Annotated in this window: 15 protein-coding genes; 3 read left to right on the forward strand and 12 right to left on the reverse strand. The window is 60.5% G+C overall.

Going from position 1 to position 22689, the window contains the following annotated elements:
- Positions 1 to 2: 2 nt before the first annotated feature.
- The 8 genes from ASF70_RS00455 to ASF70_RS00490 all read right to left on the reverse strand — a co-directional run bounded on the left by ASF70_RS00455 (position 3) and on the right by ASF70_RS00490 (position 13042).
- Complete coding sequence (locus ASF70_RS00455) at positions 3 to 2876, reverse strand: hypothetical protein (protein WP_062576501.1); 2874 nt, start codon at positions 2874 to 2876, stop codon at positions 3 to 5.
- Entirely contained in the window at positions 2876 to 4708 is a 1833-nt protein-coding gene (locus ASF70_RS00460) for a GMC oxidoreductase (protein ID WP_062576503.1), read from the reverse strand. The genes ASF70_RS00455 and ASF70_RS00460 overlap by 1 nt, the downstream gene beginning before the upstream one ends.
- 1 nt (position 4709) lies before the next feature.
- On the reverse strand, positions 4710 to 7517 hold the full coding sequence (locus tag ASF70_RS00465; protein WP_062576504.1) for a c-type cytochrome: 2808 nt from the start codon (positions 7515 to 7517) through the stop codon (positions 4710 to 4712).
- Positions 7518 to 7535: 18 nt separating this feature from the next.
- The gene (locus ASF70_RS00470; RefSeq protein ID WP_062576506.1) at positions 7536 to 9017 is read right to left on the reverse strand and encodes a cytochrome c; all 1482 of its coding nucleotides are present in this window, start codon (positions 9015 to 9017) and stop codon (positions 7536 to 7538) included.
- On the reverse strand, positions 9014 to 9445 hold the full coding sequence (locus ASF70_RS00475; protein WP_062576508.1) for a hypothetical protein: 432 nt from the start codon (positions 9443 to 9445) through the stop codon (positions 9014 to 9016). Before ASF70_RS00475 ends, ASF70_RS00470 begins: the two co-directional genes overlap by 4 nt.
- Positions 9442 to 10965 (reverse strand): c-type cytochrome, encoded by a 1524-nt coding sequence (locus ASF70_RS00480; protein WP_062576510.1) that lies wholly within the window; start codon positions 10963 to 10965, stop codon positions 9442 to 9444. Before ASF70_RS00480 ends, ASF70_RS00475 begins: the two co-directional genes overlap by 4 nt.
- Positions 10962 to 12401 (reverse strand): NADH:flavin oxidoreductase, encoded by a 1440-nt coding sequence (locus tag ASF70_RS00485; RefSeq protein WP_348270984.1) that lies wholly within the window; start codon positions 12399 to 12401, stop codon positions 10962 to 10964. Before ASF70_RS00485 ends, ASF70_RS00480 begins: the two co-directional genes overlap by 4 nt.
- A gap of 176 nt (positions 12402 to 12577) precedes the next feature.
- Positions 12578 to 13042 carry an Lrp/AsnC ligand binding domain-containing protein gene (locus tag ASF70_RS00490; RefSeq protein WP_062576513.1) on the reverse strand — a complete coding sequence of 155 codons (465 nt, stop codon included), beginning with the start codon at positions 13040 to 13042 and terminating at the stop codon, positions 12578 to 12580.
- 124 nt (positions 13043 to 13166) lie between these two features.
- On the opposite strand from ASF70_RS00490, the gene alr reads away from it, so the two are divergent.
- Positions 13167 to 14321 (forward strand): alanine racemase, encoded by a 1155-nt coding sequence (gene alr, locus ASF70_RS00495; protein WP_062576515.1) that lies wholly within the window; start codon positions 13167 to 13169, stop codon positions 14319 to 14321.
- Between the two features lie 9 nt (positions 14322 to 14330).
- Complete coding sequence (locus ASF70_RS00500; protein ID WP_062576517.1) at positions 14331 to 15587, forward strand: D-amino acid dehydrogenase; 1257 nt, start codon at positions 14331 to 14333, stop codon at positions 15585 to 15587.
- Positions 15588 to 15623: 36 nt separating this feature from the next.
- On the opposite strand, the gene ASF70_RS00505 is transcribed toward ASF70_RS00500, so the two are convergent.
- Positions 15624 to 16991: a sigma-54 dependent transcriptional regulator gene (locus ASF70_RS00505; RefSeq protein WP_062576519.1), complete on the reverse strand. Its 1368-nt coding sequence runs from the start codon at positions 16989 to 16991 to the stop codon at positions 15624 to 15626.
- Complete coding sequence (locus ASF70_RS00510) at positions 16978 to 18867, reverse strand: ATP-binding protein (RefSeq protein WP_062576521.1); 1890 nt, start codon at positions 18865 to 18867, stop codon at positions 16978 to 16980. Before ASF70_RS00510 ends, ASF70_RS00505 begins: the two co-directional genes overlap by 14 nt.
- A gap of 214 nt (positions 18868 to 19081) precedes the next feature.
- Between ASF70_RS00510 and ASF70_RS00515 the strand changes: the two genes are divergently transcribed.
- Positions 19082 to 20410 (forward strand): dicarboxylate/amino acid:cation symporter, encoded by a 1329-nt coding sequence (locus tag ASF70_RS00515; protein WP_062458822.1) that lies wholly within the window; start codon positions 19082 to 19084, stop codon positions 20408 to 20410.
- Positions 20411 to 20473: 63 nt separating this feature from the next.
- Here ASF70_RS00515 and eutC read toward each other — a convergent pair whose 3' ends face one another.
- Both eutC and ASF70_RS00525 read right to left on the reverse strand, forming a co-directional pair.
- The gene (gene eutC / locus ASF70_RS00520) at positions 20474 to 21253 is read right to left on the reverse strand and encodes an ethanolamine ammonia-lyase subunit EutC (RefSeq protein ID WP_062458820.1); all 780 of its coding nucleotides are present in this window, start codon (positions 21251 to 21253) and stop codon (positions 20474 to 20476) included.
- Complete coding sequence (locus tag ASF70_RS00525) at positions 21250 to 22647, reverse strand: ethanolamine ammonia-lyase subunit EutB (RefSeq protein WP_062458817.1); 1398 nt, start codon at positions 22645 to 22647, stop codon at positions 21250 to 21252. Before ASF70_RS00525 ends, eutC begins: the two co-directional genes overlap by 4 nt.
- Between the last annotated feature and the right edge of the window lie 42 nt (positions 22648 to 22689).

The following is a 22689-nucleotide window of genomic DNA, read 5'->3' on the forward strand; positions in this document are numbered from 1 at the left end:
GGTCAGAGTTGAGGCGGCAGCTTTCCGTTCAACATGTCGAGCAGCCTGACCCAATTGGCACGATGCCGGTTACCGGGACCATCCTGCGCCCAACCCAAGACCCTCTTGACGCCCGCGTTGTCCTGATAGCTGAAGGCCCGGCTGCTGTGCAGAGACAACACGAGTTTTTCGACGTCCTCGGCATGGAGCGTAACCTGTTCGCCCGAATGGTTAGGATCGCGAAACGTCATCGAGCCCGGCAGCAGCCAGTGCGTTCCGATGCCTCCATTGCTCGAAAAAACCGGCGGTATCACGATGTCATGAAAGTAGATCTTGCTGCAGTGGGTCGTTTCGTAGAGCGTTTTGAGGTCGGCGCGCAGTTCCGCTTCCATGCCGAGCCCGAGCTGTCCACCGGCTCCAAGCACAGAGTCGAAACCGAAACTTTCGCTATAGGGCCCCGCGAGAGCGGAAACATCCGCGACGATGACGTGGAGCGGGGCGAACCTTGGCGAATTGCCGCACCCGCAAGATTTGGGTTCTCGTCTCGCCGCATCGCGCAAGGCACGATACATGGTCACTGTACCGCGATTCTCGACCGTCCCGCCGTCCGTCACCCAATAGCGTTTGGCCGTGCCGCTGCTCGGCATGATATCCACGGCGGCATCCGGAAACACAGGGGGGAAATTGGCGCTCAATGCTGCGGCCCGTGACACGGAGACGTCAGGTTCGTCGATGGTGACGATTTCCATCCCGGGCGACGTATTTGCCTGCATCGTCTGGGTCGATCCGATGTTGGTCAGCACAAGCCGCCCGCCCGCGCCCGCGCCATCCAGCAACCCCTGGCACCGGCTGGCCTGTTCCGGCAGCGAATACCCGTCGCCTCGGCGGCACGGATTTCCAGGATCAGGATAGGATCCGACGATCGACGAATTCAGCATCAATCCAAACGAGACGTCGCCCATCTTTCCCGCCCCCATTCGGCAGACGAAGGATTCCGCCAGGATATGGCCGAGTTTGGAGCGGGCTGGTGCAACGCCGCTCACAGAACCATCCGGCACCGCCGGCTCGCCGCATGTAAAACGTCTCCAGTGAAAGCGACCGAATGTGATCCGCAGGTCGCTGGCGCGATTGATGACATCTTCAATATAAGGATGCGCCATTTCCCGCGAATAGCGCTCCCAAGCCATGAAGCCGACGCCACCGCGGGAGCGCAGTTCCGCCTCGTGCAAGCCAAAATACGCAAGCGCAGCGCTCCCGCCGGAAACGCCGCTCGCCATCACCACGTCGCAGACATGTCCCGCCTCCGCCAAGCCCCTCAGCAACGAGGCGGTATAGATCGCAGCGCGTGTACCACCTCCGGAAGCCGCGATGGCGATGCGAGGCATGCCCGCTTTCAGAGGTGAGCAGTCGCCATTTTCATAATCCTGGTTCTTCATGAACGCGAGAGCATCGCGACCGCCCCCACCCTCGGCATGGACTGTGAGCTCCGGCGGTTGCACCGCGTAATAGAACGTCAGGACAATCGGCCCGACAATCAGGCCGAAGGCCAACGTTCCGACGATGACCGGATAGATCACCGCCGCCCGCTCGAAATTGCGCAGGCTCGCCAGCAGATCGTCTGCCTTTATCATGTCGCGGGAGCGAAGCTCGATCTGGCGCCGGAACTGACCGATCAGCTCCGCGGGCGTCATGAACTGGAGCGCCGTGCCGCCGCCGGCATACCCGTCTTCGTAGTGACCCCGCAGCTTCAAGCGGCCGGCGCCATGCAGGCTGATCGTGCGACCTTCGCTTTCGACGCGGCTGAGTGTCGGATCACCGTGGTAGGGATAAGCGACCGATATGGCAGTGCGCCAGTCGGGCTTGAGTGTGAGCATGCGCATCAGCCTGCGGGCCACGAACTGGTCGGTCCAAAATCCGTAATACCAAGCGCACGCATAAGAAAGCAGGATGTAAAGCATCAGGACCGGGTTGCCATAACCCGTGCTGCCGCCATTGAAGAGGTACGTGATGAAATGTATTTCCGCGAGCCGTGCCCCGGCGACGGCAATGACGAGAATGGAAATCACGCGCTGCGGACCGATGAAAAACATCCGGCCCAGCGTCTTCAGGATTTCCATCAGCCGCTCGAAGAGAATGCCGAGGAAGAGCAAGATCCACATGATCCCGCCGACGAAAAGGAAAGTCAGGGCAAGAAGATGGTCGGGTACGAACAGGGTCAGCAGCGACCCGGGCAGAAGGAGTTCTACCGGATAGCGAACCGGAGCGATTGCCAAGGCGGAAAAGAAGGCAGCTTTCGCCCCGCCCCCCACGAAACTGTAGCGATCCTTCGGAAGAAACAGCTCCACCTCTGGCAGGGCATCGGCCAATCCTCCATCGGCTGTCGACCTGAATAGCGCTGCGGCAAAACCGAATGCAGCAGCAAGCGCGACGGTCATCGCAAGAACGACGGCCACGCCCACGTGCAGTCGGGGTGCGGCGACCATCTCCCCGTAGACCTCGGGCAGAGAACTCCACAACAGCAATGCCAGCATCGCAACCAGACATGTTAGTTGCCCGGTCAGCAGATAGTTGTTGGCGACTTGGCGACGCTCGGCAAGAGCGTTGAGACCTAGAAAAAGCACAAGTCCGATCACCAGCAGAATGAGGTTCGGCCAATCGGTTTCCATGGTGGGGCCAAGTGCCAGCATCACGGTCAGCACCAGAAACAGCGCCGGCGCGTACCAGGGATAACGGTCCGGGGCGAGCAGTTTCCAGTAGGCTCGTCGCCTCGTCGGAAGCGGCCGGTTGGCCCACGCATCCAGACGTCGCCAGCCGCGAACGAAATCCGCAACCCTGTCGTTCAGCCAAGGATAGGCTTGCCGAACGAGAGACCGGCCGCGTGCTTGAACCTGCGTCATCACGCCATCTCCCCCTGTGGTGGCGAAAGCAAAACGTCGGCCGCCTTCTCGGCGATCATGTAGACCGCGCAGGCGAGGAAATAGCCGGGAATGCGGGGAAAGACCGACGCATCCACGATCCGCAACCCATCGACGCCATGCACCTTGAACCGGCTGTCCGTCACGCCGCCGCTGTCACGCGGCCCGATGGCGCAGGTCCCGCAGGCGTGGTGACCCCATGCGTTTTCGGCCACGTAGTTGCGCAGTGCTTCGTCGCTGTCGCGCCAGCGGCCGGGCTCTTCCTCTTCGGCAACGAGGTCGTCCATCCCTTCGGCCACTTTGCGCACGAAACGGACGCCCTTTACCATCGCATCGAGATCGCGACGGTAATCGCCGCTGCCTTCGGCAAACGAATGGAACTGGATGTCCGGGTCTGTCCTCCAGTCCGAAGATCGCAGCCTCACCGTACCGGCTCGGTTTTCCGTATAGGCCTTCAGCACGACCCAGCTCAGATAGTCTTTCTTTCTGATCCGCTGCGAATAGCCTTTGTAGTAGCCGCGGAAATCACCCAGCAGCGAAAAGCAGTGGAGATCAGGCTCGTTCAGGCTGTCGCGCGATTTGAGCGCCATGGAAAACAACAGGCCGTTGCTTGTGTAGTTGCCAAGACGAAAGCGCCGCCACTTGCGGTATTCTGCGTCATGGATCGAATAGGCTGCGTTTTTAAGCGTCGCCCAGGGCTTGTTCATGCGGCTGACGACGCCGATCTCATATCGGTCCTGCAGATTGCGGCCAACGCCCGGCAGATCTTCGACGACGGCGATCTCGTGTCGAGCGAGATGAGCGGCATCGCCAATTCCCGACAGCATCAGGATCTTCGGCGATGCGAAAGCGCCGGCTGCGAGGATGACCTCTCGCCGCGCCTCAACGAAGAGTTCGTTGCCGTTCGCATCGATCGCGTGGACGCCCACGGCGCGCCTATCCTCAATCGCAATACGCGCCACCGCTGTTCTCAGCCGGATATCGAGCCTGTCGGGATACCTCGCCTTGACGTCGAGCAACCGTTCGCGCGGCCCATGCCGCACATGCCTGCGGGTGGAAAGGGGCGCGATGCGGATGCCGCTTGCGAAGGGGTTCCAGACCCGGTGCGCATTCGGATCGGTTTCCGCCGTCTCCCATTGCGTCCCGGAATGACCGAAGGCATCAGCTGCCGCGCGCACACAGCGCAGAAGCGAGCTCAACAGCAGGCGGTCGCGGATTGGTCTCAGCGGAAAAACCAGTTCCGTTTGCATCCAGCCCCACCAGCCGTGTCCGGTCGGATTGAGACCAGTGAGGAAGGAAAGCCAGCGCCAGAAAAAGATGCGGTAGCGGCAGCGTTCGATCCGTTCGAAATAGGTCTGCATATGCGCAGCCCGCCAGCTCTCGTCGCCTGTGAGGTCGCGGATATGGTTCCAGTCGCAGGCATTCGGTTTGACGATGATCATCGCATGATGGGCACTGCAGCCACCCAGCCCCTGTGCACGGGGATAGAGAATTCCGCCCTTTTCATCGCAGTACCGCCAGTCGCGTTTCTGCACGGCCGTATCCTCATAATGCCTGACATAGTAATCACGCGCCAAACCCTCATGTTCGGACGCGAAAGCATGGAACGCCGGCACTTTATAAGCATCGGCCAGAGGCATATCGGGGTCGTCATTTGCAACCGCATCGCTGTAAGGCCGTTCGGCGAGCGGATCACCACCAGCTTCGATCACCAGAACGGTGCACCCCGCCTCCACAAGCCGCGCAGCCACGACCGCCCCACCCGCACCGGCGCCAATCACGATGTAGTCGTGGGTCGCTTCGCTCCCTGCCATGTCACAGCTGCTTCAGGAATGAAATCAAAGCGTCCTTGTCCGCCTGCGACAGATCCGAGCCGAAGGCATGTCCCGCATTGACGACGTAATCGGGGCACTTGCTGAGGGTCACGAGCCGATCGATCAGGCCGGTCTCGCGCACGACCGTCTCGGAATGGCTCCGCACCGCCGGGTCGGCCAGTTCCTGCGCGGAGCATTGCCCGCCCAGCTCTGCGAAGGCCGAAACCAGGCCGGGACCATTGGTGATCAGCCGCTTGTAAACGGGCCAGGCATCTTCGTCATGATCCGGCAAAAGCTTGGTATTGACCAGCGCATTGACCGGAAATCCCGACGGGAAGGGCCCGAGTGCAATCGATCCATCATCCTTGAACGCCCAGGGCGCAATGCGGCTGAGCAAGCCGCTAAAGGGGCGGATCTGATCCGGCACGAAGCCTTTTGGGATGATCAGGCAGGAAGGAGCGCTGGTACGATAGATATAGCCTGGCACGGCCTCTTCGGTCGCTTTGTCCATCCGCCGCGTTTCCGGTGAAAGCATCTGCCGGATCGACGTGTCGAAGGCCGAAAGCCGGTTTTCGATACAGGGCATGTAGGGGTCTTTGGGATCCGCAGCCGGGCAGGCGCTGGGAGATCGTGGGTAGTTTCCGTTGCCGGAGTTCGCCTGCGTACCGGACGTCCCAACCGGCCCGCTTTCCGTATCCTTGCCATAACGCGGATAGGAATAGGGGATCTCGTGCCCGACGGAATTGTTGAGGAGATAGGGCGCCGTCGACCAGATGCTGATCAGCGAAGGCGGTCGCAAATAGCCGCGTCCGTTACCAGGTGATTGCATCGGCGTTGCTGCACCCGAAACCGGATGGTGCACCGTCACTTCCTTCGGTGCAGGCAGGGTTTTGTATGTCGACGAGGTGAAGTTATCCCAGATATCGCCGGCCAGGCCATTGGTGGCGATGGCACTGCACGCATTGGTGCGCACCAGATCGATCGGCACCCTTCGTTCATTTGACAGATAGTTGTCGACGAGAAAGTCCGGTTTCTCGGCCTGCGCACGCATCAATTGTTTGAACTGCGCCGATTGTGCCCAGGCCCAGTAGCGGTCCCAGCATTCACGGTACTGCGGCCCCGCGCCGCCGCCCTCGCAGATGCCCTCGCCAACGCCGAATTCGGCCGGAGCCTTGGGTTGTTTGCTCGAATGGCACGCCGCGCAGTTTTCAGCGAAGACATCACGACCACGGGCTACCTGCTGCTGATCCAGCGTGGCCAGCAGCTCCTTTCCGCCCGGCGCGTCCTTAAGGAGATCGGAGCGACCGGTGACGAGAAAAAAGATCGCCATGTCGGCCGTCATCGTCTCGGTCGCCTGCCAATAGACGGAGTTCTTCTGTGCATCCGGAACGCGGATTGGCGATATCTTCTGGCCACCCAGGAAGGGGCGGAAGTGCAGAAGCCACTCTTCGCTGAACAGCCCGATGTTCAAGTAAACACGGTTGAGCGCCCCAAGCGTGCCGACGGAGTCAGACCCATCCTTCAGCACCCGCATCGAAGCAGACTTGCCGTCCCGCTTGTTGAAGAAGGCATGCAGTGCCGCGGTCTGCGAGTAATCCTGAAACTGCTTGTTCGCCAGCTCGTCGCCGGTCAAATTTTCCCAGCCCGTACCGGATGCAACTCCAAGGCGCGCTACTGTCTCATAGACCGCATTCATCGTGCGAGGGTTGTTGATGTAATCGCTCGAAACGAGCGAGGTATCCAGCGAGCCCGGCGGATTGGTGTGGAACAGCTGGAAAAGGAAATTGCCTTCGTTGGAGGTCGGCTTATCGTCCTCGCCGCGCGGTTGCGTGTTCCAGAAGAAGATCCGGTCCACCCAGAAGTACTGCGCTCCCGGGTTCGAGGTGATCTGCGAAAACTGCGGCCTTTCCACATCCGCCGGCGGCGTGATCGGGTTCGGTCCGACATGGCAGAACGCGCAGGACATGCCGACGCGGTACGGACGCACCAGATCCTTGTCGTTGTAGTAGGAAGGGTCGTTATAGTAGCGGTCGGGGTCCCACTTTTTCGAGGCCTTCAAGTCGAAATCCGGGTTGGGAAACAGGCGCAGCCCCATGACGCCGGTCGGTTCCCCGTAATAGGAGCCGACCGGCAGGGTCACCTCCCGGGCTTCAAACTCAACCGGTTTACCCCGCGCACCCACTTCCACGCCTGGGTATCGCCTGTCCGCGTCCGGATTGCCGCCGAACGGATCGGGAGGCGTGTCAGTCCGGCGCTGGTCGAGCCACAGTCCGAAGTGTTTCGGGTCCGGTCCCGTCGCCTCATCGAAGCCCGGCTCATTGACGAGCCCGAGATACCGAAAGCGATTGTCGCGGCCATAGGCCTGGCTCGGATGCGAGGAAACCGTCTTCAGAAGATCAAATGCTCCGATCGTGTTGCGCGCGGCAAAATCCCAGAAGCGATCATTGCCGCCGGTCCAGACAATCCAGGCATTCTGACCGCGGATTGCCGCCTGTCGGATCGCCTCGGGGTCAAGCCCCGTCGCGCCTGCAATCTGGCGGATTTCCTGCGGGTACTCCCCTCCCTCAATCCCCTTGAGGAGACCCTTGTCCATCTCGGCGAAATAGGGCTCGGTTGCGGCTGGCAGACTGGAAACGTCGCGCCGCGCAAACTTGGCCTCGTCCTCGGCCTTGCCGAACTGATCGGATGGCGGCTGGATGAGCGACCAGACGACGAAGCCGGCCACGAACAGAACGATCACCACCAAAGCGGCAGCGGTCGTGACCAGCCAGAAGAGGAAACGCTTCGCTTTCTTGGTCCAACCGTGCATGCGTCCCCCTCCCCGGTTTCAAAGTGTCTTCAGATAGGCGAGCAAATTGTCCTTTTCGGCCTGCGGCAGGTCCGTGCCCCAGAGATGGCCGCCATTGCCGTTGCCCGGCAGGCTCGTGTCATAGAGAAACCCGCCCGTTTCCGGTTGCTCGGCGCTGACGAAACCCCCGTTCACCATGTCCACGAGATCGGAGCCGCGATAAAACTGCTTCGGCCTCTGTTCCGGAGATTTGAGGAGATCGGCAAGCGTCGGAACGCTGCCATTGTGGAGATATGGCCCGCGCAACCACAGGCCCGCCATATCGACGGCCACGTAGCCTTCCGCCTTCTGGAAATGCGTGAACCCCCACCGGTAGCCAGTCTCGTAATCGGCATATCGGGACTTCGCCGCGGGGCTCCACATGTCGATGCGATGCCGATCCGTTCCGAGTTCGACAATCGGGATCGGAGATCGGTAGCGCGCACCGTTCGTGTCATGGCAGACGGCACACTGCGCCTGGTAGACCCCCTGCCCCGCATCGACGGCGGAGGCGTCAAGCCGAAGGGGATCGTCCGTCTCACGACTACTCTTGAACGGCGAAGGCGGCGGCCGCTGCACCGAGGTGAAGGCGATCATCCGGTCGAGGTTTTCCTGGGTCCGCAGAAAGGTTTTGGAACTCATGCCATCGCCGATGGCGCCCGATACCGCGGTTTCGCGCACATCCGTTTGCAACCCGTCCCAATGAAGCGAGAAGTTGCGAATGTTCGTCGGGGCAAGCTCGCTCATGTTCCACAGCGGCATCATGTCGGAATTGCCGATCGTGCCGTCGTCCGGGAGCTCGAGGTTCTGGAATTTGACGGGGTTGAAAGGATCGATGCGGCCCGGGCCCCAGTCGGGTCGAGTGTCCTGCCAAGCGAACCGCCGCGCCTGATCCTGAAATGCCTTGCGCGTTGCCGGGATCAGAACGAAACGGTAGAGCAACCTCTCATAAAGCGGCATGTCGTAGATCGTGGTGATTTCCCGCATCACCCGGTCCGCGGTGAAGCGGGCATCGGCACCGACCTTGATCAGGAAGCGGATATAGGCCTGCGGATCAACGCGCGTTCCGGCACCGGCCGAGACCAGCACGCGAGGCTCATCGGGTTTAAGCCGGTAGCTGCCCTGGTGGCAGAAGGCACAGTTGGGCGAGACGCGATCGATGACACCCAGTGTCGTCACCGAAAAGCCGATCGGCACCTTGTCTCCGGCACGCCAGTACATGCCGAAGGCACCGTAGCCATCCTTGCGGTTCGGCACATGCTCCGGAAAGAGCTGCGGCAGCACGCGCCAGATCCAGTAGGGCAGGCCCTGAACCTCTTCATTGCCGATCGAGCCGTGATTGAAAAGCCGGGCGAGATCCTCCGTACGAGGGGCGGCAACCGGGCGGAAAAGAAGAAGATAAACGGAAAGCGCACCCGCCACGACGACGACCAGCAGCGCCAGAAGCCCTTTCCAGAACAGCCGGGTTTTGCGCACACTCATGAGCGGCCCCCGTCGGCGAGTTCCTGTTCAAGGCGACTGATGTTGAGGAGGCAGATCAGCGTCGGGATCGCCACCGAACCATCGAGAAGGACACCGGTGATATAGCCGATCGGCTGGTCGAACACCGTCACGGCAAGGAGGAAGAACACGACGCCGGCTGTGCGCGATGGAAAGACCTGCAGCCAGGCAAAGATCCGGTAGCGGTCGATATCGATCGACGCGGGAATATAGAAGATGGAGAGAATACCAAGCAGGAGGCCCGCGAACTGCGCCCAGATCACCTGGTTAACGACGATGCCGAACAGGGAAAGCAGCCATTCCGGGCAGAAGATCAGAGGCAGCACGAAACATAGGTTCAGGATCACGCCGATCCATACGACGATGGCGTGACGGGCCTTCCAGGTGCTGAGCGAGCGGGTCCTGATCATAGCGTCTTCATGTATTCGACGAGGGCGTCCTTATCGGCCCCGGAAAGCTCCGTGCCGTAAGCTTTGCCCTCGTGTCCGCGGTTGGAATTGCCGGTTTTTGAGGTGTCATAGAGAAACAGCTGATCGCCCGGTGCCGCATCGTCGGATCGATATCCGACCCGTGCCAGGTCGAGCACCTCGCTGCCGCGATACCACCGCGCCGGCCGCTGCGACGAGGGTTCGAGCAGATCCCGCAGCGTCGGTACGGACCCATTGTGCAGATAGGGCGAGCGGGCCCAGATCCCGTCGAGGGGATGGTTCGCATAGCCGTTGGTCTTGTGGAACCGCTTGAAACGCCACGGATAGCCCGCATAGAGCTGGTTCTGTGCGGCCGCAAAATCCGGTGTGTAGGAGGCCCAGCGGCCGCGATCCGTCGCGATATCGGCCAGTGCGACCGTCTGGCCGAGCCGCTTGAAATGATCGGTATTGTAGGAATAGGTTCCGCCTGTCTTCATGCCATGGCAACCGGCGCAGGTATCCGAGAACACCTCCCTGCCGCGCTCGGCAGCGTCGACATCTACCTTTGCCGGAAACTGTGGCGCGGGAAGATCCCACATCCATTGTTCGATGCGGCGGATCGACGATCGATCCACCGTTACCGGTGTCACACCTGCGCCGAGTGCTGCGCTCAGGTTGCGCTCGGCAACCGAATTGTTATTGCCGTCCCAGTGAAGGTTCATTCCCTCCCGCGGCCGTTGCTGCCAGATCGACGGATAATCGGAGCTTCCGTTCAGCGCTGCATCACTGATCGATGCAGCGTCCATCGGAAAGTTGAACTGCAGGCTTTTATAGGGGTTGAATGTATCCACCCGCCCGGGTCCCCATTTCTCCTGCCGCGCAACGAATGTCAGCCGTTTGCCGAGATCTGCGAATGCCGCCTGGAGGCGCGGAAAGATCACATAGCGATACACCACCTGCTCGAACGCATTGAGATGACCGCCGACTTCTGGACTGTTGATCGCGGCGATCAGCCGGTCGGCGGTAAACCCGGGATCCGACCCGAGGTCGATGAAGAAGAGAATGAATTCCTGAAGCCGCAAATTGTTTGAAGGTGCACCGTAGACCAGATGCCGCTCCGTCTGGTTCGGAAGCGTGTAGGTTCCGACATGACAAACCGAGCAGTTCAGCCAGACGCGATCGACTCCGGACACGATGCGCCTGGAGACGCCGATCGGCAGGTCGTCGCCCGGCTTCTCGTAAAGCATGCCGAAATGACCCCATCCGGCCGGCCCAAGCTTGTCGGCATACATCACCGGCAGCGCCTTGAAGACCCAGTAGGGTGGCCCGGTCGATGCCTCGCTGCCAATCGAGCCGTAGAGGAAATGATCTTCCTGGTTTCGGAACGCGACGACATACTGGTTGACGAAAACGAGCCAGTAGACGATCGCTGCGAGCACAAGCACTGCGATCACCACGACGATTTTCCGCTTGCGCCCGAGGACGATCTCGACCGGGGTCAGCGGATCGTTGAGATCACTCATGGCTCCGCCTCCACCGCCTGAGGTGGTGTCGCCACAACGCTTCCCGGAAAGGCCGGCGGCGTAAACACCGACATGACCTCGTCGATCATGTGCTGATGCCGGGCCTCAAACGTTGCCCCAGGATACCGTTTTACCTCGTAGCAGCCGAGAGGGTTCTCCAGATCATTGAGAAGGCACTTGTTGCAATAGGTGCACTCGCGGCCTTTGTCCGGGCCATTCTGGGTCTTGAGGATCTTCGGCAAATCATTGTTGGCAATCAACGGTCTTGCCATGCTGACGGCATCGCAGGCGCCGCTGCGGATCGCCTCGCCGATCACATCGGCATGCTGAAAACCGCCCGTACAGAGAACCTTGACGCTTTGATCGATGCCCCGGACCGCTTCCGTGACAGCGCGGGCATAATCGAGGTTGATGCCTTCGATGACTTTCCCCCGCCGGAAACGCCACCAGGCCACAAATGCAGGCCCCAGCACCGGATTCGAAAAGATCGAATAGTTGAAACGCGCCCTTGTGCCTTGCGAAAGCATGCCGTCATACCAGCGTCGCAGGTCGTTCAGGGGCAGATCACCCGGCGGGTTGCGGGGGTGCGGAAAGGTCGACCCGCTGGAAATATGGAAGGCATCGACACCCTTGCCGCCATCCAGCAGGAGGGTACAGATCTTGACCGTCTCGTCGAGCGTATTGCCCTTCTTGATCCAGGGATAGAGCCAGTCGTTGTGATCGACCCCGTTGATCTTCATCTGCAGGTGAAAGTCCTGACCGACCTCGCGGCGAATGGCGCGAACGATCTCCAGCACGAACCGCGCCCGCCCTTCCCAGTCGCCGCCATATTCGTCGGTGCGGTCATTGATGCCGCTGCTGAGAAACTGCGTGATGAGATAGCCGTTGGCGCCATGCAGCTCGACACCGTCGAGACCGGCCTCTTTGGCCCGGCGCGCGCCCTGGGCAAACTGCTCGACGACAGTGCGAATATCCTCCCTGCTCATCGCTTCGGCGAGCAGGCCGTGAAAGTAATCGCTTTTGTTCGTTGAGCTCAGTCCCCTTTTGTAGAGGTTTTCAGCACCGCCCATGTCCTGCTGGCGGCCCGAATGACTGAGCTGCATCAAGAACCGACAGTCGTGGGCGTGAGCCCGTTCGCCGACCGCCCTCCAGAACGGAATTTTGTCGTCATTGTCGATCATCGCGTAGCGCACGAGGATTCGCCCACGCACGGAAACCGGCGTGAAAGACGAGATGATACAACCGACCCCGCCGCGGGCGAATTTCTCCTCCCAATTCAGACGCGCAGAGCCGCCGTGACCGTTGTAATCGTCGAACTGCCCCGAGACATTCGATCGGAAAAGGCGGTTTTTTACCGTCAAAGAGCGGAATTTCAGCTCTTGGAAGATCTGTCTGGAATTGTCTTCGTGCGTGTACTGCTGATCGTCATGCATCATCGTTCGCCCGCTGAGTTAAGAGGACGCCAAATTCAAAGGTCAGAATTTTTGGATGCTATGCGTAAAATGCTTGTGACTGATGATCACGTTATTGCAATTTTATCGAGCTTGCAACGGGAATATGCAACCTCGAAACCGGCATTAATTCGCGAAGGTGAACTGTCGGGAGTGATCTTCTAACGACGGTTTTTCGAACGTGAGGCAAGCACGTTTCGGATGGAAAAGCTGGAATGGATCCGCAAAACCCCGGGAAGCGCCGACAGGATTTCCTTGTGGATGCGCTCGAACGCGCCGGCGTTTGCAACTTCCACCCGCAGGATATAATCCGAGCCGCCGGTCATCAGGAAGCATTCCTGAATTTCCGGATGTTTCCTCACAGCAGCTTCGAACCGGTTGAGATAATCCTCGGTCTGCCGCTCCAGCGTGATGTTGATAATCACGGCGATGGCGCTCTCGATCTGGCCATTGTCGATCAGCGCCGTATACCCGCGGATGACGCCGGCTTCTTCCAGGAGCTTGACGCGCCTGAGACACGCGGAGGCAGACAACCCGACTTCCGCGGCCAGTGCCGCATTGCTGATCCGCCCGTTCAGACGAAGGAGCCGGAGAAGGTTACGGTCGATCGCATCTATCGCTTCCATGCATATTCTTTCAAAACACGACAGAATTCACCAGAATATCGATATTCGTCGCACATCCTGTCATCAAATAGCACCAAACTCACCGAATATTCAAATAATCTGCTCTCACAGGGAGGGCAGCAGCATGGATATTTCGTCCTCGTTTGGTGACGCCGAAGTACAGTTCGTTGCCGAGGGTGCATCGGGATACCTGACAATCGATCTGGGTGCCCTCCGGCGCAACTACGAGACGCTCGCCGACATGCTTCGACCGGCACACTGCGCAGCGGTCGTGAAGGCTGATGCCTATGGACTTGGTGCAACGGTCGTATCGAGAACGCTCGGCGATGCCGGATGCCGGGACTTTTTCGTGGCCCAGTTCGTCGAGGCCATCCGGCTCAAGGATACTCTCCCTGCCGATGCACGTCTCTATGTCTTGAACGGGTTGCAGCCGGGCAATGAGGAGCGTTGTGCTGCTGATGGCATCATCCCGGTCCTGAACTCTTTGCCTCAGTTGCGCCGCTGGTCTGAGCTCGCGCGGCAGTCTGGCCGGTCGCTGCCCGCAGCTCTGCAGGTCGACAGCGGCATGTCCCGTCTCGGTTTGTCGCCGGAAGAATGCAGCATCCTGTCCCGGGAAATGAACGAGCATGCCGGCTTGGAATTCCAGTTCGTCATGAGCCATCTCGCATGCGCCGACGAAGGCGGACACCTTATGAACGGCGAGCAGCTGGCGGAATTTGAAAGACTTTCTGGTCTGTTTCCGGGAGTTCCGGTTTGCCTCTCCAATTCCGGTGGCATCTTCCTGGGTGGCGATTTCCACCACACGCTGGCGCGGCCCGGCATTGCGCTTTACGGCGGCAACCCGACCGTCGGAGCTCCAAACCCGATGGAGCCGGTCGTCAGACTCGATGTAGCCGTGGTGCAGACACGTACCGTGCCGACCGGAACCCGGATCGGCTATGGCGGATCGCGTATTGCTGACCGAGAGATGCATCTGGCAACGATCGCAGCCGGTTATGCGGACGGCCTGCCCCGTGCCCTCAGCGGCACGGGTGCGGTGTATCACGCTGGCGTACGACTGCCGATCGTCGGGCGGGTTTCCATGGACAGCATCATCATCGATGTCAGCGCGCTGCCAAAGGATACTTTGACACTCGGCAGTCTCGTCGAGGTGGTCGGGGAACACCAGACGCTGGAAGAGATTGCCGAGGCCGCCGGAACGATATCCTATGAGATACTCACGAGCCTCGGGGACCGTTACCAAAGACTATACCGCCAAGTTCAGCTGCAAGACGTCTAGGGGAATGCCATGAAAGTCATCGTACTCGGCGCCGGCGTCATCGGCACGACCACCGCCTATCAACTGGCCAAGGCCGGCCACGAGGTCGTCGTTGTTGATCGCCAGACAGGCCCTGCGCTCGAAACAAGTTTCGCCAATGCCGGCGAAGTCTCGTTCGGTTACTGCTCTCCATGGGCAGCGCCGGGCATACCCCGGAAGGCGCTCAAATGGATCTTCATGGAGCACGCGCCGCTGATCCTGCGCCCGAAGCTTGATCGCGCCATGCTGTCGTGGATGTTCAAGATGCTGTCGAACTGCACCTCGGAGCGCTACGCGATCAACAAAAGCCGGATGCTGCGACTTTCCGATTACAGCCGGATCTGCCTTGCAGATGTCCGGGATGAAACCGGGATCGATTACGACGCGCGCATGCAGGGAACGCTGCAGCTGTTTCGCACGCAGCAGCAGCTCGACGCCTCCGCAAAGGACGTCAAGGCGCTCGCGGCCGATGGCATTCCCTATGAAGTGCTCGATCCCGAAGGCTGTATCCGGGTAGAACCGGCGCTCGCCCATGTGCGCGAAAAGATCGTCGGCGGACTTCTGACACCCAAGGACGAGACCGGCGACTGCTTCAAGTTCACCAATCTTCTCGCCGCCAAGGCCGAAGCGCTCGGCGTCCGGTTTGCTTATGGTACGACCATTAAACGGCTGGATGTCGAAGGTGGCAAAGTCAGGGGTGTCGTGACGGACCGCGAAACGCTTCGAAGCGATGCGGTCGTGGTCGCGCTCGGCAGCTATTCGCCGCTGGTCGTGAAAGACCACGGCATCGATCTGCCGGTCTATCCGGTCAAGGGATATTCGCTGACCATCCCGATCAAGGATGCCAGCCGCGCGCCGGAATCAACGATCATGGATGAGACCTACAAGATCGCCATCACGCGGCTGGGCGACCGCATCCGGGTGGGCGGCATGGCCGAAATTTCCGGCTATACGAACGATCTCGGTGCGCCGCGCAGGCGCACGCTCGAACATTCCGTGACCGACCTTTTCCCCGGCGGAGATATCACCAAGGCGTCGTTCTGGTCGGGCCTTCGTCCGATGACACCCGATGGAACGCCGGTGATCGGAGCAACCAAGATCAGTGGTCTCTACCTCAATACCGGGCACGGAACGCTGGGCTGGACGATGAGCTGCGGCTCGGCGCGGGTGATCAGCGATCTCGTCAGCGGCAAAACGCCCGACATCGATGCAACCGACCTTGCCTATGCGCGATACGCGCGCCGCTGATCGGCGTCGCCCGCAAACGCTGAGCCGCGAACAAGTTCAGGAAAGGCGCTTGTCCGCGAATTCGCTTCTGACGATGCCGTGGCGCTGCAGCTTGTCGTAGAAGGTCTTGCGGGGAATGCCGAGCGCTGCAATCGTCTGCTGCACATCGCCATCACACGCCTTCAGCGTTTCACGAATGATCTCGGCTTCGTATCGCTCCAGCCGCTGGGGCAGCGAACCCGTTTCCGGATGGGCTGATTGCCGAGCGGGAGAGCTTGTCGGATCAAGCCCCAGAACCACACGCTCGGCAAAATGCGACAACTCACGGACGTTGCCGGGCCAGTGATGGTCGCGCAGGTACTGGCCGATTGTTGGCGTGATCGAGGGCGCTTCCCGATCGAAGCGGGTTGCGGCACGATCTGCGAAATAGCTGAACAACAGGGGAATATCGTCCCGCCGCTCCCGCAGAGGCGGAATGGCGATCGTGACGACGTTCAACCGGAAATAGAGGTCCTCCCGAAACGTCTCGCGCTGAGCCTGATCGCCCAGATCCACCTTGGACGCAGCGATGATCCGCAGATCCACGGGACGCACTTCGTTTGTCCCAAGCGGCATCACCTCGCGCATCTCCAGCACGCGCAGCATCTGCACCTGAGCAGACATAGGCATGCTTTCGATCTCATCGAGAAAAAGCGTGCCGCCGCTCGAGTGCTCGATGCGTCCGATGCGCTTTTTTTGCGCGCCGGTGAAGGCGCCCGGTTCGTGACCGAACAGCTCGCTTTCGATCACCTGCTGCGGCAAGGCGCCGCAATTGAGCGCCACGAAGTTCCCGGCGGCACGGCGGCTCCATCCATGCAGAAGACCGGCAACGATTTCCTTGCCGCTTCCGGTCTCGCCGGTGACAAGGACATCGATATCGGTATCGGCGATCTGGCGAAGCATGTTGCGTAGCCGCTGCATGACCGGTGTCTGGCCGATCAACGGGGATTCCTGGCTGGAACTCTGAGCTGCTGCGCGCAGCCGGCGGTTTTCCAGTGTCAGACGTCGCTTTTCAGCAGCGCGCCGGACGCATTGCACAAGCCTTTCCGTCGCAAACGGCTTGGCAAGGAAGTCGTAGACGCCGCTTTGGATGGCCTTCACAGCCATTGGAATATCGCCGTGGCCGGTCATCAGAATGACCGGCAGCTCTTCGTCCAGACTGCGGAGGCGGTCGTAAAGTTCGAGACCATCGAGCCCCGGCATTCGAATGTCGGAGACGACGATGCCCGGGAAGTCCGCGGAAATTTTAGACAGGGCGTCCGTGGCCGAGGTGAACGCGATCGGCTCGAAACCGGCAAGCTCCAGCGTCTGGCCTGTGGCGCGCAGGAGATCGGCGTCGTCGTCTATCAGAATGACCGGCACCGCGCCCATGTCAGGCTCTGTCATGATCGTTTTCCTCATCAGCTCTCACGAGCGATATTGTAAAGCAGGTCCGTCCATCGCGGCTCTCGACCTCAATGCGCCCGCCGTAATCGGTGACGATGTCTTTGGAGATGACGAGGCCGAGCCCCAGCCCTTTTTCCTTCGACGAGTTGAAGGGCTCGAACAGAGCCTTGAGAATCTGCGGCGCGATGCCGGGACCGTTGTCGCAGACATGCACCAGCACCCGATCGGCAGACACATCCGTCGTCACCTGGATCAGCGCATCCGGTCGGCCCTCAACAGCCTCCAGCGCATTCTGGAACAGATTGATAAACACCTGTTCCAGCCGCAACCGGCTCCCCATCACGACCAGCCCGCTTGGCGGCGGCGTGATCTTCAGCGTATCCATTCGTCCGGTGAAGCGGCTGCGAACCAGCATGGTCGCACCGTCGAAGACTTCCTGCAGCAGGACCGGTTCCGGAGCCGGTCGACCTTTGCGCGCAAGTGCCTTCAGATCATCCGTAATCGCACCGATCCGTTCCGTGAGAGACGCGATGTGATCCAGATTTTCGACCGCAGTCTCGGCCCTGCCCCGTTCGAGCAGTACCTTGGAATTGTCCGCATAGGCGCGGATCGTCGCGACAGGCTGGTTGATCTCGTGGGCGACACCGGCTGCAACCTGGCCGAGGATGGCAAGCCTGTTGGCATGTACCAGATCCTGCTGGACGGATTGCAGCCGGCTCTCGGTCTGCTTGTGATCCATGATCTCCGCTTCGAGCCTGTCGCGCGCCAGACTGAGGTCGATCGTGCGCGCTGCAACCCGATTTTCAAGATCTTCCCGCGCAAGCCTCTGCTGGGCAATCGCCATCTCAGTCACCTGCCGCCGACGCAGCAGGAAGGCTGCCAGCGCCAATAGTGTCGTTACGGCCAGGATCGCCATCAGCCGCGTTTCGCGAAGCGCATCGGACAGCGCCTTGGAAATTGGCAGAAGATATTCGAAGCGCCAGGGGGTGGACGGGATCGGGGTCGTGATCTCCAGGAAGTCTTCTGCTCCCGCGCCTCCCGGAAGAATAGCCTGCAGCGTCCGCGCGTTGTCTCCGACCGGCTGCTGGCGGATGAATGGCAGGGGGAGAAGCGGCGCATCGCCGAATTGCAGACTTTGGCGAATGGCGCCGAGATCGTCCGGATCCAGCGGCTCGGTCGTCATGAACCGCCAGGATGGGAGGCTGGTGATCAGTACGACGTTGCTGGAATCAACAACAAACGAAGGGCGCTGCGAGTTGCGCCAGTCCGCTTCCAGCTGATCGAACTCCATCTTTGCAACGACCACGCCGAGCGGCGCTTCGGCCGGACCGACGCGTTGCGAGATGTAGAGACCGGGCCGTTTGCTGACGCTGCCCAGTGCGAAATGTTCAGCCGCTCCCTCCTGCATCGCCCGCGTGAAATAGGCACGGAACGTATAGTCGTTGCCGACGAAGCTTGTTGGCTCCCGCCAATTGCTCGACGAGATCGCAATCCCGTCCGGGCCAACGACATAGATCACGCTGGCATTGGTCTTAACGACCAGGTCTTCGAGTTTGGCATCCAGTGCCTCTCTCTTCGCGATAGCCGCATCGGCGCTCAGGTCGACCAAAGCGTCGCGGACCTCGCGGTCACCGGCCAGAAGCAACGGTAGCGCCCGCGGTCGCTCGAGGACGGCCTGCAGGAGAGCAACCTTCAAGTCCGCATCCGTTCGAGCCTGCGCTTCCAGTCGCGTTAAAGCTGATGCACGGCCGTAGCGCTCGACCGCAAACCCTGCAGCGACCACGATGCTGATCGCAGCGAAGCCAAACACGATCCAGGCCAGCCGAAATTTCCGAACCAGGTGCTCAGCAGGCTGAGGATCGTTTGTGTAGGACATCGCCCCTATGAGCATAATTTCGCACAGATATCAAGGACGAGTGCGGTACTCCGCACAAACCGTTTTTCGTGACAGCGGGTTAGGATAGCGCCGTCAAGTTAATTCAATAACTTAGTCGATCCGTGCGGATCTGGCACGTCCCTTGCTCGCCTCAAGTTCGATTCTAAGAACATGCCCCGGGTGGGAACCTTGAGCGGGGCGACTGGAGGACTTTATGGATATCTCGACACCCGCTGCCGGCAAGCCGGCGGCACTGCCATTCTATCGCCACCTGTATTTCCAGGTTATCGTCGCGATCATCGCGGGCATGCTGATCGGCCACTTCTGGCCTGAATTCGGCGCCAGCCTGAAGCCGCTTGGCGACGCCTTCATCCGGCTGGTCAAGATGATCATCGCTCCCGTGATCTTCCTCACCGTGGCAACCGGCATCGCCGGCATGTCCGACCTGAAGAAGGTTGGCCGGGTCGCCGGCAAGGCGATGCTCTACTTCCTGACCTTCTCGACGCTCGCACTGATCGTCGGCCTGATTGTCGGCAACCTGCTGCACCCAGGTGCCGGAATGAACATCGATCCGTCCACGCTGGACGGCAAGGCCGTGGCGACCTACGCAACCAAGGCGCATGAGACGACGATCACCGGCTTCCTGATGAACATCATCCCGGAAACCATCGTTGGCGCGTTTGCCCAGGGTGACATTCTCCAGGTCCTGTTCTTCTCGGTCCTGTTCGGTATTTCGCTCGGCATGGTCGGCGAAAAGGGCAAGCCGGTCACCGACTTCCTGATCTCGCTCACCGCCCCGATCTTCCGTCTTGTTGCGATCCTGATGAAGGCCGCTCCGATCGGTGCCTTCGGCGCGATGGCATTTACCATCGGCAAATACGGCATCGGCTCGGTCGCCAACCTCGCCTACCTGATCCTGACATTCTACATCACCGCACTTCTGTTCGTGATCGTGGTGCTGGGCGCCGTGGCGAAGTATAACGGCTTCTCGATCTTCTCGCTGATCCGCTACATCAAAGAGGAACTGCTGCTCGTTCTCGGCACCTCGTCGTCGGAAGCAGCCCTTCCCGGCCTGATGCAGAAGATGGAGCGTGCGGGCTGCAAGCGCTCGGTTGTCGGCCTGGTCATCCCGACCGGTTATTCGTTCAACCTCGACGGCACCAACATTTACATGACGCTGGCAGCACTCTTCATCGCTCAGGCGACGGGAATCGACCTGTCACTTGGTGATCAGATCCTGCTTCTGCTCGTGGCCATGCTGAGTTCCAAGGGTGCAGCCGGCATCACCGGTGCAGGCTTCATCACGCTGGCTGCAACGCTATCGGTTGTTCCCTCCGTCCCGGTCGCCGGCATGGCGCTCATCCTCGGCATCGACCGCTTTATGTCGGAATGCCGCGCCCTGACCAACCTCGTCGGCAACGCGGTTGCGACCATTGTCGTCGCACGCTGGGAAAACGAGCTGGACAAGGACATGCTGGACAAGGCGATGGCCGGTGAGCTGACCGGCGATCCGGTAGCCCCGGTCCTGCAGCCGGCGGAATAAGATACGCTCCCAAGCGTCAAAAGGGCGGTACCTTTCTAAGGTGCCGCCCTTTTGATATGTGGCCTAACCCAGGAGCGCTGCTGCGTCGCGCAGGGCAACGCCGCTGATACCGGTCTGCATCATCGCCTTGACCAGAGCCGTGATCGCATCGGCCGCGCTGGCAATCGACATCCCGCCGTCGCGGATGTTCGATATGCAGTTGCGTCGGGAATCGGGCGTGCCTGACCTCGGTTCGTAGGTGACATAGGCGCCGAGACTGTCGGCTGCCGAAAGCCCCGGTCGCTCCCCGATCAGAATGATCGATAGCTTGGCGCCCAGTGCCTCGCCGACCGGGTCGGCCAGCGCAACCCGCGCATTTTCAGCCAGAACGATCGGCGCCAGGGAAAGATTCAATTCCTTCAAGCGTGTTTGAAGCGCTTCGATCAGCGGCGTTGCGTTGATTTCCACCGCATTGGACGACAATCCATCGGCGACAACGATGACCACATCGAAAATGTCGCCGCTTTCGGGTCTCACCGAACGAAGCAAATCGACAGACGGTCCGGAAAGTTGCCGGCCAAGATCCGGGCGACGGACGTATGTTCCGCGATCTTCCGCAAGGCTTGCGACCTCGATTGCGCCAAGGCCCATCGACTTCAGACGCTGCGAAAGGCCATGGCGATCCATCCCGCTCCACACCGCCTCGCGAGCCCGTGCGTGATCCATCAGGAACGCGAGTTGCACCTTTGTCGGCTGACCGGCGCCGAAGCGTCCGAGCGATACCCGGGCCGCGGTCATCGACCTGAGATCGAGGCTGCGCTTTTCGGTGTCTTCCACCGGGACAGGCTGATCGCGATCCGTCATGCCGAGGCTCCAAGAAGAGCAAGCTCGGACAGGTGCCGGGTCAGCCGCACCGGATCGTCCTTCAAATAGCCTGCCGGATCGGTGAGCCCCATCTCGTTCAACCATGCTTCGAATTCCGGTGCAGGCGGGCGTTTTAGAGTCTCGCGGCAGTAAACGGCGTCGTGGTGCGACAGAGACTGGTAATTGAGCATGATATCGTCAGCGCCTGGCACGGTGATGACGAAGTTCACATTGGCGGCACAGAGAAGCGTCAGGAGCGTATCCATGTCTTCCTGGTCAGCATCCGCATGGTTTGTGTAGCAGACGTCGACCCCCATCGGCAGACCCATGAGCTTGCCGCAGAAGTGGTCCTCCAACCCGGCGCGGATGATCTGCTTGCCGTTGAAGAGATATTCGGGGCCGATAAAGCCGACGACCGTGTTGACAAGAAGCGGATCGAACGCCCGAGCAACCGCATAGGCGCGCACTTCCATCGTCTGCTGATCCACACCGAAATGCGCATCGGCGGAAAGCGCCGCACCCTGTCCGGTTTCGAAATACATCAGGTTCGCATCGACAGGGCCGCGTTTGAGAGCCCGCGCCGCGTCATGGGCTTCCTTTAGGATCGCCAGATTGACACCGAAACCTTCGTTTGCCTTTTGCGAGCCGGCGATCGACTGGAATACCAGATCGACAGGAGCCTGTTGCTCGATTGCCCGGATGGCCGTCGTGACATGGCCGAGGCAGCAGGTCTGGGTAGGGATCGACAGACGGGAGCGCAACTCATCCAGCAGGGAGACGATCCGGACGTAATCCTCGATGCTATCGGTTGCGGGATTGACGCCGATCACCGCATCGCCCGACCCCATCAGTAAACCGTCGACGGCGGACGCTGCGATGCCGCGCGAGTCATCCGTTGGATGATTGGGCTGGTTGCGGGTCGAAAGCCGGCCCGAAAGACCGATCGTCGAGCGGAAGCGTGTCACGACCTCGCGTTTGGCCGCAACCGAGATCAGGTCCTGAACACGCATGATCTTGGAGACCGCTGCCACCATTTCAGGCGTCAGACCGAAAGTGATTGCCTCCAGTTGACGCTGCCCCGTCTCGGGCTTCAACAGCCATTCGCGGAACTCGCCGACCGTCAGCGACGAGATCGGTGCGAATGCCGAAAGGTCGTGCTGGTCGGCAATCAGTTGCGAGACCTCGTCGGTCTCGGCCGCGATCAGCTCCTCGGCGAGGAATGCCTTAAGCGGCAGGTCTGCGAGTGTGATCTGCGCCGCAAGCCGCTCTACCGGACCCTCTGCCGCCACCCCCGCAAGCTGGTCACCAGACCGCTCGGGCGTCGCCTTGGCCAAGAGATCCTTCAGATCACGGAAACGAAAGACCGTCTGCTCGATCGTGGTCTGGTAGGGCATCAGGCGATTTACCGGCTCAGAGGAACATTACGTCCATCATCA

This window comes from Rhizobium sp. Leaf321, from assembly GCF_001423215.1.
GTDB classification, from domain to species: domain Bacteria; phylum Pseudomonadota; class Alphaproteobacteria; order Rhizobiales; family Rhizobiaceae; genus Neorhizobium; species Neorhizobium soli.